The 15,810-nt window shown below is 48.2% G+C and carries 13 protein-coding genes; 3 read left to right on the top strand and 10 right to left on the bottom strand.

Translation table 11 applies throughout. The annotated features are described in order from the left end of the window. Position 1: 1 nt before the first annotated feature. Positions 2–1,492 (bottom strand): inorganic triphosphatase, encoded by a 1,491-nt coding sequence (locus ACN0UY_RS00210; protein WP_417664841.1) that lies wholly within the window; start codon positions 1,490–1,492, stop codon positions 2–4. 228 nt (positions 1,493–1,720) lie between these two features. Here ACN0UY_RS00210 and putA point away from each other — a divergent pair, with 228 nt between their 5' ends. Continuing rightward, positions 1,721–4,888 (top strand): bifunctional proline dehydrogenase/L-glutamate gamma-semialdehyde dehydrogenase PutA, encoded by a 3,168-nt coding sequence (gene putA / locus ACN0UY_RS00205; protein WP_417664840.1) that lies wholly within the window; start codon positions 1,721–1,723, stop codon positions 4,886–4,888. Between the two features lie 43 nt (positions 4,889–4,931). Here putA and ACN0UY_RS00200 read toward each other — a convergent pair whose 3' ends face one another. The 3 genes from ACN0UY_RS00200 to ACN0UY_RS00190 form a co-directional block, all read right to left on the bottom strand. Beyond that, positions 4,932–6,707: an acyl-CoA dehydrogenase C-terminal domain-containing protein gene (locus tag ACN0UY_RS00200; RefSeq protein WP_417664839.1), complete on the bottom strand. Its 1,776-nt coding sequence runs from the start codon at positions 6,705–6,707 to the stop codon at positions 4,932–4,934. A gap of 79 nt (positions 6,708–6,786) precedes the next feature. Further along, positions 6,787–7,494 carry a general secretion pathway protein GspB gene (locus tag ACN0UY_RS00195; RefSeq protein WP_417664838.1) on the bottom strand — a complete coding sequence of 236 codons (708 nt, stop codon included), beginning with the start codon at positions 7,492–7,494 and terminating at the stop codon, positions 6,787–6,789. Next, a complete protein-coding gene (locus tag ACN0UY_RS00190; RefSeq protein WP_417664837.1) occupies positions 7,494–8,954 on the bottom strand; it encodes an ExeA family protein in 1,461 nt (486 codons plus the stop codon). The genes ACN0UY_RS00195 and ACN0UY_RS00190 overlap by 1 nt, the downstream gene beginning before the upstream one ends. A 104-nt stretch (positions 8,955–9,058) precedes the next feature. On the opposite strand from ACN0UY_RS00190, the gene ACN0UY_RS00185 reads away from it, so the two are divergent. Further along, positions 9,059–10,174, top strand: a complete 1,116-nt coding sequence (locus ACN0UY_RS00185) for a tRNA nucleotidyltransferase (protein ID WP_417664836.1) — start codon at positions 9,059–9,061, stop codon at positions 10,172–10,174. On the opposite strand, the gene ACN0UY_RS00180 is transcribed toward ACN0UY_RS00185, so the two are convergent. The 3 genes from ACN0UY_RS00180 to folB are packed head-to-tail and all read right to left on the bottom strand — an operon-like array spanning position 10,171 to position 11,860. Then, positions 10,171–10,965 carry an undecaprenyl-diphosphate phosphatase gene (locus ACN0UY_RS00180; protein WP_417664835.1) on the bottom strand — a complete coding sequence of 265 codons (795 nt, stop codon included), beginning with the start codon at positions 10,963–10,965 and terminating at the stop codon, positions 10,171–10,173. The two genes, ACN0UY_RS00185 and ACN0UY_RS00180, sit on opposite strands and share 4 nt — an antisense overlap. Continuing rightward, a complete protein-coding gene (folK, locus tag ACN0UY_RS00175; RefSeq protein ID WP_417664834.1) occupies positions 10,962–11,510 on the bottom strand; it encodes a 2-amino-4-hydroxy-6-hydroxymethyldihydropteridine diphosphokinase in 549 nt (182 codons plus the stop codon). The genes ACN0UY_RS00180 and folK overlap by 4 nt, the downstream gene beginning before the upstream one ends. Then, positions 11,507–11,860: a dihydroneopterin aldolase gene (folB, locus tag ACN0UY_RS00170; protein WP_417664833.1), complete on the bottom strand. Its 354-nt coding sequence runs from the start codon at positions 11,858–11,860 to the stop codon at positions 11,507–11,509. The genes folK and folB overlap by 4 nt, the downstream gene beginning before the upstream one ends. Positions 11,861–11,973: 113 nt before the next feature. On the opposite strand from folB, the gene plsY reads away from it, so the two are divergent. Continuing rightward, the gene (plsY, locus tag ACN0UY_RS00165; protein WP_417664832.1) at positions 11,974–12,567 is read left to right on the top strand and encodes a glycerol-3-phosphate 1-O-acyltransferase PlsY; all 594 of its coding nucleotides are present in this window, start codon (positions 11,974–11,976) and stop codon (positions 12,565–12,567) included. A 6-nt stretch (positions 12,568–12,573) separates the two neighbouring features. Here the strand turns inward: plsY and tsaD are convergent, their stop codons facing one another. From tsaD to ACN0UY_RS00150, 3 genes are all read right to left on the bottom strand, one after another. Beyond that, positions 12,574–13,590 carry a tRNA (adenosine(37)-N6)-threonylcarbamoyltransferase complex transferase subunit TsaD gene (tsaD, locus tag ACN0UY_RS00160; RefSeq protein WP_417664831.1) on the bottom strand — a complete coding sequence of 339 codons (1,017 nt, stop codon included), beginning with the start codon at positions 13,588–13,590 and terminating at the stop codon, positions 12,574–12,576. 61 nt (positions 13,591–13,651) lie between these two features. Further along, the gene (locus ACN0UY_RS00155) at positions 13,652–14,767 is read right to left on the bottom strand and encodes a PilT/PilU family type 4a pilus ATPase (protein WP_417664830.1); all 1,116 of its coding nucleotides are present in this window, start codon (positions 14,765–14,767) and stop codon (positions 13,652–13,654) included. 2 nt (positions 14,768–14,769) lie between these two features. Then, positions 14,770–15,804, bottom strand: coding sequence for a type IV pilus twitching motility protein PilT (locus ACN0UY_RS00150; protein ID WP_417664829.1), 1,035 nt, complete (start codon positions 15,802–15,804; stop codon positions 14,770–14,772). Positions 15,805–15,810: the final 6 nt, after the last annotated feature.

The raw sequence follows: 15,810 nt of genomic DNA, 5'->3' as shown, positions 1-15,810 counted from the left end.
TTTAAAGCATCCAATAGGGTTCTTGTTTTAATGCCGAGCGCCGCGAACGCTCAAGCGCGTATAGCAATGTCTCGAGTTGTATCTCTTGCCAACTTAGTAGCTTCTCGGTATTGATATCATCAGTATCTTTAATTGCTTCACGTAATAGTTTTAGCGCCATAATTTCCCGAATACCACGCATCATGTCTTGCCATGGCGCCCGGAAACTTTCCCGATCATCCGCATCAAACAAATAACCCACACAATAACCAAGTTGCAAAGAGCTCTGCAGCTGCGGGAGTAGTTTTAAATATTGATCAGCGCGTAACTCATCATTTTTAGTAAATGCTTCAACCACCTGCTGCCAATCATCACGAAGACGCTGTGATGCCCATTGTTTAAGAGGTATCTGCATCAACTGCTCATGTCGCGGCTGTTCCGCACACAACTCACCGAGCTCAAACAGTGTCAGCTGGTAATCATCGCGCTTGCTCAAGTTAATCACCAACTCAAGTTGCACTGCGTGCTCTTGCTGCTCCACAATAAAATCAAATAACTTCTGATTCTGCTTTAAAGCCCGATGATACGCACCATCATCTGCAGTCAACTCATTTAAGCCGTCATACCGACTTAACCAGCCCAAATGCCCAAGCATTTGTTCCAATCGGGCAATATGATCGGTCACATCCAACTCAAATAATGCCAATTGCTGCAGAACAACTTTGCAAAGACGGATACCGTCTGTAATGCCGGCTACAGCTCGCACACTAGGCTGCTCAGTGAGGCAAGCGTCGTTATGCTGCCAATATTGCAAAGCGTAAGAAAGCGCCCGGTACAAACCCGCTCCGACATCGTCGGTTGGTTGTTGATGCACGAAATGCGCATGCGTAAATGGCTCAAGTACTGATTTTTGCGCCAGTAAATAACCGCGCGCAGCTTTGCTTAAACTGCCAACTCGGGCATTTACTCGAGTGATAAAACGGCGCGCTAATTTATAGGCGTCTGACGTGTTACCGCCCTGTACTTCAAGTTCAATTTCGCACAATGGCCGTGACTGCTCATCGGCGACTATCTGGCCTTCATCAAAGACCAATTCGATAACACCATCCCCACTCGGTATATGCCAGCGATGACGTGTGAAGTCGGTACGAAACAACTGGGTGAGTTCACGTTGAATGTCAAACAACGGAAATTCATCTGGCCAGATATCTTCTTCAAACAATGTTAAATCAGGCGAATCCTGAGTAATTATTGCGTTGTATTCGGGCCTTGAATGTAATCCGCCCAAAACATTACCCGCTAATTTAATTGTTTGCTCACGCTCATCACCACGGCGCCGAATACGCAATCCCATGTCATGCTGTCGCAACTGCAGATCAGGAGTATCAAAATAGGTGTTCGTCAACTCCAAGGTAGAACGCTCGGCGTCTTTTGCCAATTGTTGGCATAACGCCAAGACTGATTCTCGTTGTGCTGGTTCTACCAGTAATTTTATTTCTGTTTCCTGGCTCACAAGTACTCTCTTACGCGTTGATTTTGCTTCGTTCATACGGTACTCGCAGTATCTTTACGGGTCAACTGAAATGGACTTGACAGCACTGCCTAAAAATTGCACCGTGGGCGCGATTCTGTCGATTAGAAAAAATCTGATCAGACTAGCTTTACCTGCGCCAAAAAAGTCATATACTGGCGCCCAAAATATGTCACCTACAGCCTTGGGCTGAGTCTAACAGGAGATGCTATGTTCAAAGCAAGTGAAGTACTTGCGGCTCAGTATACCGGCGCCGACCTTGGTCGACTCCAACAAGCGATCACCGACAATTATATTGTTGATGAAGATGCTTACTTGCGTGAGCTGTTGCCCCTTTTACCGCAAGATGAGGACAATCTTGATACGGTTACTCAGGCGGCTGCCGATTTAGTGAATAAAGTACGCGACCGTGCCGACGGTGGCGGTGTCGATGCCTTTCTTCAAGAATATAGTTTAGACACCAAAGAAGGCATCATTCTCATGTGCCTTGCAGAGGCTCTTCTGCGTATTCCTGATGCAACAACCGCTGACGCGCTAATACAAGACCGGTTATCCGGTGGTGACTGGCATCAGCATATGGGGCAAAGTGCCTCGTGGTTGGTGAACAGTGGCACCTGGGGCTTGGCGTTAACCAATAACATCATCAATCCAACTGGGCAGCCAATGGAAACGCCGCGTGGCGTATTTCGCCGCATGGTCCGCCGCCTTAGTTCACCGGTTGTTCGTAAAGCCACTTATGCGGCAATGCGAATTATGGGCACTCAATTTGTATTGGGCCGCACCATTCAAGAAGCCTTGAAGAACAGCAGAAATAACCGCGATAAAGGCTACACGCACTCCTATGACATGTTGGGCGAAGCGGCCTTAACCACCGCCGATGCGCGTCGCTATCATGCTGACTACGTGAACTCGATTAAGGTGGTTGGTAAAGAAAATTTCAATAATCCCAACGCGCCACGCCCTACTATCTCGATAAAACTGTCAGCGCTGCACCCACGCTATGAAGCAGCTAATCATGAGCGGGTACTTACCGAACTGGCAGCTAGCCTCACCGAGCTAGTTAAGCTAGCAAAAGAAGCAGATGTCGGCGTTACGATTGACGCCGAAGAGGCTGATCGACTGGAATTGTCGCTCGAATTGTTCGAGAAAGTCTACCGCAGCGGTGTTTGTAAAGGCTGGCCACGGTTTGGTTTGGTGGTACAAGCGTATTCCAAGCGTGCGTTACCGACCCTATGCTGGGTTACTGCGCTAGCGCGCGAATGCGGTGATGAAATTCCAGTGCGCCTGGTAAAAGGTGCGTATTGGGATACTGAAATCAAACTTTGCCAAGTCAACGGTCTGCAGGGCTATCCAGTATTTACGCGCAAAGCCAACACCGACGTTTCTTATTTGGCGTGTGCGCATTACTTGCTCAGTGAAGCCACTGATGGCGCAATTTATCCTCAGTTTGCGACGCACAACGCACAGACTGTGGTTGCCATTAACGACCTTAATAAAGCCTACCAGCGCCGCATTGAGTTTCAGCGCTTGCATGGTATGGGTGATGATTTATACGACACGTTACTGGAGCAAGACTCCAAGATTACGGTCCGAATTTACGCACCTGTTGGTGCCCATAAAGATCTCCTACCCTACTTGGTACGCAGACTGTTAGAAAACGGCGCCAATACATCGTTCGTGCATAAACTGGTCGACCCACAAACGCCTGTGGCGGAGCTTACAGAGCATCCGCTACGCATCATGTTAAAACATGAACATTTTGCAAATAACAAAATTCCATTACCGACGCAGATATTCAGTGATCGGAAAAACTCGTTAGGATTGAATATGAACATTCACTCACAAGCTGATGATTTTATTAACGCGGTTCACCAATACAGTGACAAACAATGGCAAGGTGGTCCAATTGTAAATGGTGACGTGGTTGATGCACATCACCGCGTGGCAATTCATAGCCCGCAAAAAACTGATCACCAAGTTGGCACCATCTGCTGGGGCGACAAAGCGTTAGCTGAACAAGCACTAATAAGTGCGAATGCCGCTTACCGCCGTTGGCGTGACACTGACGTGGAGGTTCGTGCTAAGTCCCTTGAGAAGCTCGCTGACTTGATGGAAGCCAACCGTAACGAACTGATCGCGTTGTGTAGCGTAGAAGCAGGTAAAAGCTTGCAAGATGGTATTGACGAAGTACGCGAAGCGGTAGACTTCTGTCGCTATTATGCGCAGCAAGCGCGTGAGCTTATGGGTGAAGATACCACGCTGCCAGGCCCAACCGGCGAAACCAACGAACTACTGCTGCAAGGCCGCGGTACATTCATTTGTATTAGCCCTTGGAACTTCCCGTTGGCAATATTTGTCGGTCAAGTTGCTGCAGCATTGGTTGCTGGTAACTGCGTTATTGCCAAACCAGCGGAACAAACCGGTCTGATTGCATTCCGCGCAGTTCAGTTAGCACTTGAAGCTGGTATTCCTGGCGATGTATTGCACTTTATGCCCGGTAGCGGCGCAGAAGTCGGCAACTTTTTGGTGTCACAAGAAGACATCGGTGGGGTTTGTTTCACCGGTTCAACCTACACGGCGCAAGCGATAAACCGTGCATTAGCAGCACGTACTGGCGCCATCGTGCCGTTTATTGCTGAAACCGGTGGCCAGAATACCATGCTGATCGACTCAACTGCTCTGCCTGAGCAGGCAGTAACCGACATTGTAGCCAGTGCATTTAAGAGTGCTGGCCAACGTTGTTCGGCACTGCGTGTATTGTTTGTGCAAGATGATATTGCCGACCGCATTATTGACTTGCTCAAAGGTGCTATGGCCGAATTGAAAGTTGGTGACCCAATTTTCCATGAAACCGATGTCGGCCCAGTTATTGATGGCGTTGCGAAAAGTAACTTGGAACAACACATCAACGATATATCTCAAGCTGGACGTCTTATCGCTCGGGCACCAATGCCTGAATATACTGATGGTGGCACTTTCGTGGCCCCAACAGCGATTGAAATAGATAGCATCAATCAGTTAGTGAAAGAGAACTTTGGTCCTATCTTGCACGTGATTCGCTGGAAGACAAACGAGCTTGATGATGTGATAAACAGCATCAACGGCACCGGTTTCGGTTTAACCTTCGGCATTCACAGCCGCAACGAAACCTTCGCTGCAGACGTCGCCCGCCGCATGGACGTCGGTAACGTTTACATTAACCGTAACCAGATTGGTGCCGTTGTAGGCGTGCAGCCATTCGGTGGCCGCGGTATGTCCGGTACTGGACCGAAAGCTGGTGGCCCACACTACTTAGCACGTTTTGTTACGGAAAAAACACGCACCAATAACATCACTGCTGTTGGTGGTAACGCAACGCTGCTGTCGTTAGGTGACTAACGGCAACAGCATTGTCTTGTGTTAGCTATTGCGAAGTGGGCGACTAAAACTCGCCCACTTCATGCCGATACAAACTTTCACTGCCGTCTCGAATAGCCCCGACTAAACCATGAATACGTGGCAAAATACGAGCCATGTAAAACTTCGCTGTTTTCACCTTACTTGCCAAATAAGGACGCTCAGCCACCAACGGATCGGCGACAACGGCCATACGCAACCAAATATAGGCAAATGCGACATACCCAACCAAATAAAGATATTCAACGGCAACACTATTAATAATATTTTCATCGTCACCAACGCGGTTAAGCACTTCATCCGTGATGGTGCGCAGCAGTTTTGTTGCTTCAGCAAGCTGTTTAAACTCAACCTCTAAACCAGCAAGTGGCTGATCGAGCAAATCTTGAATGTCCTGCAGTAGTGGTTGCAGTAACTCACCACGCGAACCTGCTATCTTGCGACCCAGTAAATCAAGAGCTTGAATGCCGTTGGTTCCTTCATAAATCTGCGCAATGCGTGCATCACGAACAAGCTGTTCTTGGCCCCACTCACGAATAAAGCCATGGCCGCCGAAAACTTGCTGACCAATTACGGTCACTTCAAAACCTGTATCCGTGAGAAATGCCTTGGCTACTGGTGTTAACAGCTGTACCAATGCCTCTGCACGCGCCTTTTGCTGCGGATCTTGTGCATATTTTGCAATATCAAGCTGTTGACCAACGTAGGTAGAAAACCCTCGTCCACCCTCAACAAAGGCTTTCATGGTCAACAGCATGCGACGCACATCGCCGTGCACAATCAGTGCGTCAGCTTCTTTTTGCATGTCACGGGTTGCTTTAGCACCACGACCTTGCAGCCGGTCTTGTGCATAGTCCAAAGCATTCTGATATGAACGCGCAGCTGCACCAAGGCCCTGAATACCAACGCCTAAACGCTCATAATTCATCATAGTAAACATTGCTGGCAAACCACGATGAGGCTCACCAACCAGCCAGCCCTTGGCACCGTCAAAGTTCAAGACGCACGTTGCTGAAGCATGAATCCCCATTTTGTGTTCAATAGAACCGCAATGAACGCCATTACGTTCGCCTAACGAGCCGTCTTGCTGCACTAAAAATTTCGGTACAAGGAACAAGCTGATGCCTTTGCTACCCGCCGGTGCATCAGGTAATTTTGCCAATACCAAATGCACAATATTGTCGACTAAATCGTGTTCACCGCCGGTAATAAATATTTTCGTACCGGTAATTGAAAAACTGCCGTCTTGGTTAGGCTCAGCCTTTGATCGAATAATACCGAGGTCAGTTCCGGCATGCGGTTCAGTGAGACACATCGAGCCGGTCCACTGGCCACTGATCATTTTTTCAAGGTAGGTTGCTTTCAAATTATCGTCAGCGTGCTGATCAATGGTCATGATCGCGCCAGCTGTTAAGCCAGAATAAAGTGAGAAGGAGATGTCAGCAGCACAGAGCATTTCTTCGTATTGAGCAGAAATACTTTTCGGAAGCCCCATGCCTCCGAATTCCGGATTGGCGGTAACGCCAACCCAACCGCCCTCAGCAAGCTGTTTGAAGTTTTCTTTGTAACCTTTTGGCGTTGTCACGTTGCCGTTTTCGAACTTCACGCCTTCTTCGTCAGCGGCACGAGCATTCGGTGCAATAAGAGTTTCAGCTAATTTGGCACCTTCATCAATAATCGCGACAGCGGTGTCCATATCTAACTCAGACAACTCAGCGAATTGGGCCCAATCTTGCTCAACTTTAAAAACATCTTGCAGCACAAACTGCATATCTTCACGAGGAACGCGATAGTCCGCCATGACAACACCTCTTAAATAACGCTGACTTCACTACGAAATCAAACAGTGGATTTAAACAGGTGTTTTAATAACAGATAAACTAGGGCTTTGTCCAGTCTTCCAAAGCGGGTTGTTGAAATGCTTGATTATTTCGTGACAGCACAACATGTGCCGGAGCTATTGTTAGTACAGTTAACCCCTGCCAACGCTCTCCCTCAAATAATCTTACCCCAGCTAACTCGACCCAGCGTGCTTGCGCACGGGATGAGTATTGATGCCCGTCATAGCTAAACGAAGGTACAGTGCGCTGAAAGTCCAGACTTAAGTTAGCCAAGGTAGGCACGACGCTACGCCCTTCACCATTTTCATTAAGAGCACTCTCAAAAGCGCTCAATAATTCAGGTGAAACTTGATTTAAGTCAATAGTTTGATCGTCATTAACAACCGAATTTTCAGCCTGACGCTGCGCCGAGCTCATTATCGTTTCACTGGGTTCCATCGCAATAATTTGCTCTGCCGTTGCTTGCGACTGCTCTGTCTCGGGCCACTGCGGCTCGATTACAGCGGCGATGGTTCCCAGTTGATATGACATCTGCGGTGTTGGCTCTGTAACCTCTAAGGCGTTGTTTGACATTAAATATTGAACGCCTAGCCAGCCAATGCCAGCAGCAACGACGAGACTAACGAACAGAATAACGATGCGCCCTAGAGCTACTGTTGGCTCAACAGCCGACTCCAAAGCCACTTGAGAATGAGCCTTTAATAGCGGCGACTGTTGATTTCTGAGTGCTTTAAGTACCGACGACATTATTTGTTCTCCTGCTGAACACTACCTTGCAACCTTGGTCCACTTGGCGTGCTTTGAGCGGTCAACCAGGATAAGGTTAATGCATCAAGGTGCCCCGTTACTCGTAACCCTGCTTGTTGCTGCAGTTGTTGTAACTGCTCCGAGAAGGTCGCCTCCGGTGAGCTGTTTGAAGCCATAAGCTGCTGCGCTAACCAGCGTTGATACACCGATTCTGCAGTTTGCGCGTCGGCCGCAGAGTAACCAGGTGGTTGTGGCAATAACGCAATAAATTCCCCAGTCCAGTTTGAGTCCGGTTGGGTGTTTATACTGTCTATAAATTGCAATTCGCCACCACCTAGATCGAGCAAAACTGGCAATTGCGGGATTAAAATCTGATCGAAGCGCGCGCTACCGCGCACACACAACAACTCAAAGGTGCGTACCCAATCACAGAATTCCGGTTCCTGTGGAGGCTTTGGTAATTGCCAAGCAGCAGCTAATGATGCGATTGGTGATTCGCCAGAACCTACTTGCTCCTCGCCATTAGCTGGTGTGTTCTGATTCTCAAGATGTTCAACATACCAAGCGGTTGTTGCACTCAGCACTGCCACCAATGCGCTGGCTGCAAGTATGCGAGTCAATCGGAAACCATTTGAATGCTGACGGTTAGTCACGCCACCATCTAGCTCACGCGCAGCAAGTTGAATGTGCTTCACCGAAACAACAGATTGTTGATCGTTGTAGGCTGCCAGCAGCGCCCGATCACAAAGCAGGTTTAAACGCCGTGGTATCCCCTCACTGGCAATATGCACTCTTTTGATCGCGGCCCGATCAAATAAACCACGTTGCGCGCCAGCAACCTGCAATCGGTAATTAATATAGCGTTCTGAGTCAGCTAACTGTAGCGGTAGCAAGTGATAGCGCGCCGTGATGCGCTGCGCAAGTTGTCGCAATTCGCGCCGGCGCAAGAGATCTTGCAGCTCAGGTTGCCCAATTAGAATCACTCGCAGCAATTTTTGTTGGTTGGTCTCAAGGTTGGTTAATAATCGCAGTTGTTCGAGAACTTGTGGTTGCAGGTGCTGAGCTTCATCAATAAGTACAACACACTGTGCGTTATTGGCATGCGCCTGCAATAAAAAATGACTGAGCTTGTCAGTGAGTTGTTTGGATGTGACTTGCCGTTTGTTGTAACGGATACCGAACTCATCACACAACGTTGCCAGTAACTCATCAGAGTTAAGCATCGGGTTCAGAATGAACGCGGTTTGAGTTTGCTCGGGTAGTTGCTCTAAGAGCGCACGGGAAACCGTTGTCTTACCGGTACCAACCTCGCCGGTTAGCAGGATAAAACCGCCACTGCCTTGCAGCCCATAACTCAAATGCGCCAGCGCTTCCTGATGCCGTTCACTAAGGTAAAGAAACTGCGGATCAGGCGCTATCGAAAACGGTTCGGTGTGCAATCCAAAATAATTAAGATACATAGTAACTTCACTGAGATAGTAGCTATTTTAGCCATCAGTGTAACGACTCGCTTGCAACAGAGCCAGTGATTCGCGATCATCTTATGAAATGACAAGGAGTGAGCGTGAAAATATATTTAGTTGGCGGTGCTGTTCGTGACCAATTGCTGGGTAAACCAGTGCATGAGCGTGACTACGTGGTGGTCGGTGCTAGCGCTGAAGACATGCTGGCGCGTGGTTTTCGTCAAGTAGGTAAGGATTTCCCCGTGTTCCTGCATCCAAAAACGGGCGAAGAATACGCGCTCGCTCGCACTGAACGTAAAGATGGACAAGGCTATACTGGCTTTGCCGTGAGTGCTGATAAGACCGTGACACTGGAAGACGACCTGTTGCGGCGCGACCTAACCATCAATGCGATTGCACAAGATGATGCCGGTCAGCTCATCGATCCCTACCATGGCTTAGAGGATATCAAGAAAAAGACCTTACGCCATGTCTCACCTGCCTTTGCTGAAGATCCATTACGGGTATTACGCGTCGCGCGTTTCGCTGCTCGTTTTGCTGAAGATGGATTTACCGTTGCACCCGAAACGCTGGCATTAATGCAGGCAATGAGCGCTCAAGGTGAATTGAGCACGCTTGCCGCAGAACGTGTGTGGCGGGAAACCGAAAAAGCACTAACCAGTTCATCACCACATGTTTACTGGCAAGTTTTAACTACAGCGAACGCACTGACCCCGTGGTTTGCGGAACTCACAAACACACTCAATACCAGTGATATGGCAAGGCAACTTGAACGCATCAAGAGCGAAGTGGACACCACGATTGCGTGGGCATTAACATGCCAGCGCCTAAACCACGAGCAACTAACGAGTTTGCAACAGCGCTTGCGGGTGCCCAATGACTATCAAGATTTAACTGCGGCAGCATTAAAAATAGACTATCAACCACATCACGCTATTGATGCAAATTGGGCCTTTAGTGCTATCGGCCAAGCTGACGGATGGCGTCGCCCTGAAAAGGTTGCGCGGTTAGTGACATTATGGAAAGCGCTTGGCCTGCCGCAGCAAGAAGCACAGCAACTGCTCTTGGCATTTGATCAAGCACTGTTGGTGAAAGCCAAAGACGTTATCGCCGTCGCGGCCCAAAACGGTGCGCCATTAAATGGGCCTGAAATTGGACTGGCAGTACGAGAAGCACAGCACACTGCCATGCTGAACGCATGGCAGTCATGCAATTAGATAAATAAGATAAATAAAAATGTACCAAGCGCTAGCCGATAGATGACAAACGGAAGCATACCCATTCGGCTAATGACCTGCAGAAATACGTGAATACACACATAAGCCGCAACAAAGGATGTGAGCACGCCAATGATTACCGCCAACCAAGCCACGGGTTCCGGTTGCTGTACTAATTTAAGCCCTTGATAACCGCCCGCCATAATAATAATTGGGATAGATAATAAGAAACTAAAACGCGCGGCATCAGTTTTAGTCAGTCCAAGCAACATGCCAGCAGTCATTGTTATTCCTGAACGTGATGTGCCAGGAATCAACGCTAACGCTTGCATTACGCCTATTATCATCACTTGTTTGAATGTTAATTGTTCCAGCTGTTGTTGCTGAGATGCCCGAGCATCCGCAAACCAAAGCAATAAACCAAAAGCAATGGTACTGGTTGCGATGACCAACGCTGAACGCCCAAAGTTTTCAACTAAATCACTGCCGAGTAGTCCGGCTAAACCAGCCGGAATAGTTCCCCAAATAATTAGCCACGCCAATCGGCTGTGCGCATTGTGCCGACCGCGTAAACTTTCGACCCAGTTTACCAGCAGCTCGCCGACTTCCTGTCGGAAATATAAAACGACCGCCAATAAAGTGCCAACATGTACAGCAACATCAAAAGCCAAGCCTTGATCTTCCCACCCAAACAATTGCGACGGTAGAATTAAATGGGCCGAACTCGATATCGGCAGAAACTCAGTAAAACCTTGAATTAACGCGAGAATTATAGCTTCCAACGTGCTCACGATAATGACTTCCTTGTAGATGGTTGAATAAGTTTAAGGTGTGGTAATGCATCAAACTCGAAAGATAACGGCTCCAGCACTTGTTCGCCAGAATAGTTTTGCCAATGTTCTGCAAAACTTTTTCCTGTTTGCGGGTGCCGGCTATTAGGGCTAATTTCTGCTAATGGCCATAACACAAAAGCATTGGTCAATATTTCGGCGCGTGGCAATTGCACCGGACGCTCACTGATCACGTCATCATAAAGCAAAATATCGATATCTAAAGTTCTCGGACTAAACCGCGTTGCGCCATCCGCATGCCCGTGTTGGCGTTCGATGTGCTTGCAAATAGCACTGACCGACTCAATGCCTAAATCAGTCGTAACACTGGCAACGAGATTAAAGAAACGGTTCCCAGAAAAGCCAACGGCGTCACTTTCAAATACTCGTGACACGTACATTGGTTGGTCTGATGTCGCGAACGCATCATGCAGCGCGCGTATTCCTGCGCGGATAAAGCGCTCACGATCTCGGTTACTGCCAATACCAAACCAAACCGCGCTCACACAGCTCCCCTCACAATTTCAACCGCCGTTTGTCGTGCATTTGCAACCGCTTGAGGTTTGCCCACTTTGACCCTAACACGTGGACATTTAAATTCCGTAAGCACCAGCGCAGCAACTTCTTCGGCAACAGTTTCAATTAAAGCACGAGGTCGTGACTGGATGAGCGCGGTCACGGCTTTACTCAATGCATCATAATCAAGCGCATCACTTAATTGCTCGGAGCGCGCTGCTGCCTGGTTATCCCAATCCATTTCTAGATCAAGCACCAACGGTTGAGTTTGTTCATGTTCCCAGTCATACACACCAATGTAGGCGTCAACAACCAAGCTTTCGATAAAAACTTTATCCATGCGTCGTACCGTATTAATAGAATTTCGGCGCTAAAGCGCTTATGCTATGGGTTTTGAATAGTAACGGAAAGTGGACCAGAAGCAAACGGCTTGTATGCCGGTTTAAGTGACCTATGGGTGCATTAATTTTACTCGCGATTATCTCAGCCTATCTATTCGGCTCCATTAGCAGCGCTGTGCTAATTTGCCGTTTATTTGGGCTGCCCGATCCCCGCACCTCTGGCTCAAATAATCCTGGGGCCACCAATGTCTACCGCTTAGGCGGCAAAATTCCAGCGTTGTTAACACTCTGGTTCGATGTACTCAAAGGGATGGTTCCTGTTTGGATATCGTATTTCCTTGGCATTGAACCATTTTATCTTGGCCTGATAGCCGTAGCCGCCTGCTTGGGCCATATATTTCCACTGTATTTCCATTTTCGTGGGGGAAAAGCCGTTGCGACCGCACTCGGTGCTATGTTCCCCGTGGCATGGGAAATGGCTTTGTTGCTGATTGCTACCTGGCTACTGGTATTTCGAATTAGCCGTGTATCGTCACTCGCAGCAATTATTACGGTGAGTCTGGCACCTTTCTTTGCCTACTGGATTAAGCCCCAATACACCGTACCCGTAATTATGATTTCGGTGCTAATTATGTGGCGCCATCAATCCAATATCGTGCGCTTACGCACCGGGCAAGAAAAGCGTACAACACGCCGCAAAGACTAAAATCATTTAACCTGGCGCGCCAAGTTGCTCTAACGGCCAACGCGGATAGGTTTTAATGTGAATGTCTGAACGTTCCCCAGCAAGCAAGCGCTGCGCGCCAGCAAATGCAATCATGGCTCCATTGTCGGTACAGAACTCGGTTCTCGGAAAATAAACCTTGCCACCGATACTTTGGGTAAAGTCATTCAATTGCTGGCGTAGATGTTGGTTTGCACTTACTCCGCCCGCTACTACCAGACGCTTCAGTCCGGTTTGTTCTAACGCACGTCGACACTTAATCACCAAAGTATCCACTACAGCATCCTGAAATGCCCGAGCAACATTGGCGAGCGCTTGCGCAGACCCGTCCGTGCTTGCAATGGTATTCGCTGCAAAGGTTTTCAACCCGCTAAATGAAAAGTCCAAACCGGGACGGTCTGTCATCGGCCGCGGAAAGCGATAGGCGCCGCTTTCACCCTGCTCAGCCATCGCCGCGAGCCGTGGGCCCCCCGGATAGTCCAACCCCATCAACTTTGCCGTTTTATCAAAAGCTTCACCGGCTGCATCGTCAACAGACTCGCCCAGCATGGTATATAAACCAATTCCATCCACTCGCACCAGTTGAGTATGACCGCCCGAAACCAGCAGCGCCACAAATGGAAACTGCGGTGGTTGGTCTTCCAGCATGGGCGCCAATAAATGACCTTCCATATGATGCACCGCTATTGCTGGCACATTCCATCCGAAAGCTAAACTGCGGCCAATGCAAGAACCCACGAGCAAGGCACCGACAAGACCGGGTCCGGCCGTATAGGCAACGCCGTCAATATCCGAGGCTTGAAGATTGGCTTGTGTCAGCGCGGCTTGAATTAAAGGTAGGGTTTTGCGAACGTGATCGCGTGATGCCAATTCTGGCACCACACCGCCGTAATCGGCATGCAACTTCACTTGCGAATACAGCTGGTGTGCCAGTAATCCGTGTTCAGTATCGTAAATAGCGATACCCGTTTCATCACAGGATGTTTCTATTCCTAGCACACGCATGAAAGCCCTCGAAATTCAGGTTAAAAAACGGCGCACAGTTTAACCCAGATTTTGCTCGAAGTCAGTCAAGATCGACCGTTGCACCCTGTAACGCACTGTCATCGTCGCTTGCGTTACTGTCGCCACTGAGTTTAATGCGCAGGCGCAAGTCATTCGGCGCGTCGGCATGACGTAACGTTTCTTCGTAACTGATACGCCCTGCTTTGTACAAATCAAACAACGCTTGGTCAAATGTTTGCATACCAAGCTCGCGTGATTTCGCCATGATTTCCTTTATTTCACCCATGTCATTGGTTGCAATTTTCTCCGCAACAATGGGGCTATTCAGAAGGATCTCAATGGCTGCCACACGCCCACCATCAATGGTAGGAACTAACTGTTGTGCGACAATTCCACGAAGGTTTAATGACAAATCAAACATTAACTTGCCAATTTTTTCCTTCGGCACCATGTGCATGATCCGTTCTATGGCTTGGTTCGCGTTATTGGCGTGCAAGGTTGCAACACACAAGTGACCCGTTTCAGCAAAAGTAAGTGCATACTCCATGGTTTCTTGTGAGCGAATTTCACCGACCAAAATGACATCGGGGGCCTGGCGCAGTGAACTCTTCAGCGCCGCTTCAAATGACTCAGTATCAGCGCCCACTTCGCGCTGAGTTACCATGGATTTTGCGTGGTCATGAACAAATTCCACCGGGTCTTCAATGGTTAGAATGTGCCCTTTCGAGTTCTGATTACGGTAACCGATTAGTGCCGCGAGCGTTGTTGATTTACCGGTGCCTGTTCCACCAACGACCAACATCAAACCACGTTTATTCATGATTAACTTGGTCAGTACTTCCGGTAATTTCAATTCCTCAACGGTTGGAATGTCCGTAACAATACGACGAACAACCATACCTGCACGTTGGCGTTGCCAAAAAGCACTCACCCGAAAGCGGCCGATGCCCTCACGAAAGATAGCGAAGTTAGATTCTTTATCTTCCATAAATTCTTTGAGGTGTTTTTCGCCAAGTGCTTCTTTTACAATGCCTAAAGCTGCGTTATCGCTCAGTTTTTGTTCACTAAGCGGTAGTAATTCACCATTTATTTTAGCGCTTGGCGGTAAGCCCGCTGAGATAAACAAGTCAGAGCTGTTACGCTCGACCATTATTTTCAACAGTTTGTCTAAAACCATAATTAGAAACTATCCTTATTGGCCGATTTCGCCTTAGCATCAGCGCGTGACACCAGTCCTTGGTTCAACAAGTTCTGCAAGCACTGATCGAGCGTTTGCATACCGTGCGCTGCGCCAGTTTGTATTGAAGAATACATCTGTGCAATTTTATCTTCGCGAATCAGGTTTTTGATTGCCGACGTTGCAATCATGATTTCATGCGCTGCGACACGACCACCACCTACTTTCTTTAAAAGTGTTTGCGAAATAACAGCACGTAGAGATTCAGATAGCATAGAACGAATCATCGGCTTTTCATCGCCAGGGAACACATCAACAATACGATCGATAGTTTTTGGTGCAGAGGTTGTGTGCAACGTACCAAATACTAAATGACCGGTTTCCGCCGCTGTCATTGCAAGGCGGATGGTTTCTAAGTCACGCATCTCACCAACCAGAATAACATCAGGGTCTTCACGTAGCGCCGAACGTAACGCATTACTAAAGCTATGCGTGTCGCGGTGAACCTCACGTTGGTTAATCAGGCTGCGTTTGTTTTTATGCACGAATTCTATTGGGTCTTCAATGGTAAGAATGTGGTGATATTTATTTTCATTCACATAATCAATCATTGCCGCCAAAGTAGTCGATTTACCAGAACCTGTTGGCCCGGTAACCAAAACCAATCCACGTGGGTTGTCAGAAATGCTTTTGAATATCTCAGGAGCACCTAACTGCTCCAGTGTTAATACATCACTAGGGATGGTACGGAACACGGCACCAGCACCCCGGTTTTGCACAAACGCGTTAACACGAAAACGCGCTAAGTCTGGTACTTCAAACGAAAAGTCGCACTCAAGGTTTTGTTCATATTCCTTGCGCTGGCGGTCATTCATAATGTCGTAGACCAGTTCTTGCACCTCTTTGTGGCTAAGCGCTGGGATATTTATTTTACGAACGTCACCGTCTACCCGTATCATAGGAGGCGAATCTGCGGATAAATGTAAGTCGGACGATTTATGTTTAACAGAGAAACTGAGTAGCTCAGTGATATCCATATAACA

Source organism: Pseudidiomarina sp. (assembly GCF_048268165.1).
GTDB lineage: Bacteria > Pseudomonadota > Gammaproteobacteria > Enterobacterales > Alteromonadaceae > Pseudidiomarina.
This window is presented reverse-complemented; position numbering and strand designations above follow the sequence as displayed.

Excerpts from the sequence above, each read along its gene's own strand:
- ACN0UY_RS00150 (WP_417664829.1), bottom strand. The coding sequence starts at position 15,804 with ATGGATATCACTGAGCTACTCAGTTTCTCTGTTAAACATAAATCGTCC.
- putA (WP_417664840.1), top strand. The coding sequence starts at position 1,721 with ATGTTCAAAGCAAGTGAAGTACTTGCGGCTCAGTATACCGGCGCCGAC.
- plsY (WP_417664832.1), top strand. The coding sequence starts at position 11,974 with ATGGGTGCATTAATTTTACTCGCGATTATCTCAGCCTATCTATTCGGC.
- ACN0UY_RS00195 (WP_417664838.1), bottom strand. The coding sequence starts at position 7,494 with ATGTCGTCGGTACTTAAAGCACTCAGAAATCAACAGTCGCCGCTATTA.
- ACN0UY_RS00200 (WP_417664839.1), bottom strand. The coding sequence starts at position 6,707 with ATGGCGGACTATCGCGTTCCTCGTGAAGATATGCAGTTTGTGCTGCAA.
- ACN0UY_RS00190 (WP_417664837.1), bottom strand. The coding sequence starts at position 8,954 with ATGTATCTTAATTATTTTGGATTGCACACCGAACCGTTTTCGATAGCG.
- folB (WP_417664833.1), bottom strand. The coding sequence starts at position 11,860 with ATGGATAAAGTTTTTATCGAAAGCTTGGTTGTTGACGCCTACATTGGT.
- ACN0UY_RS00155 (WP_417664830.1), bottom strand. The coding sequence starts at position 14,767 with ATGGTTTTAGACAAACTGTTGAAAATAATGGTCGAGCGTAACAGCTCT.
- tsaD (WP_417664831.1), bottom strand. The coding sequence starts at position 13,590 with ATGCGTGTGCTAGGAATAGAAACATCCTGTGATGAAACGGGTATCGCT.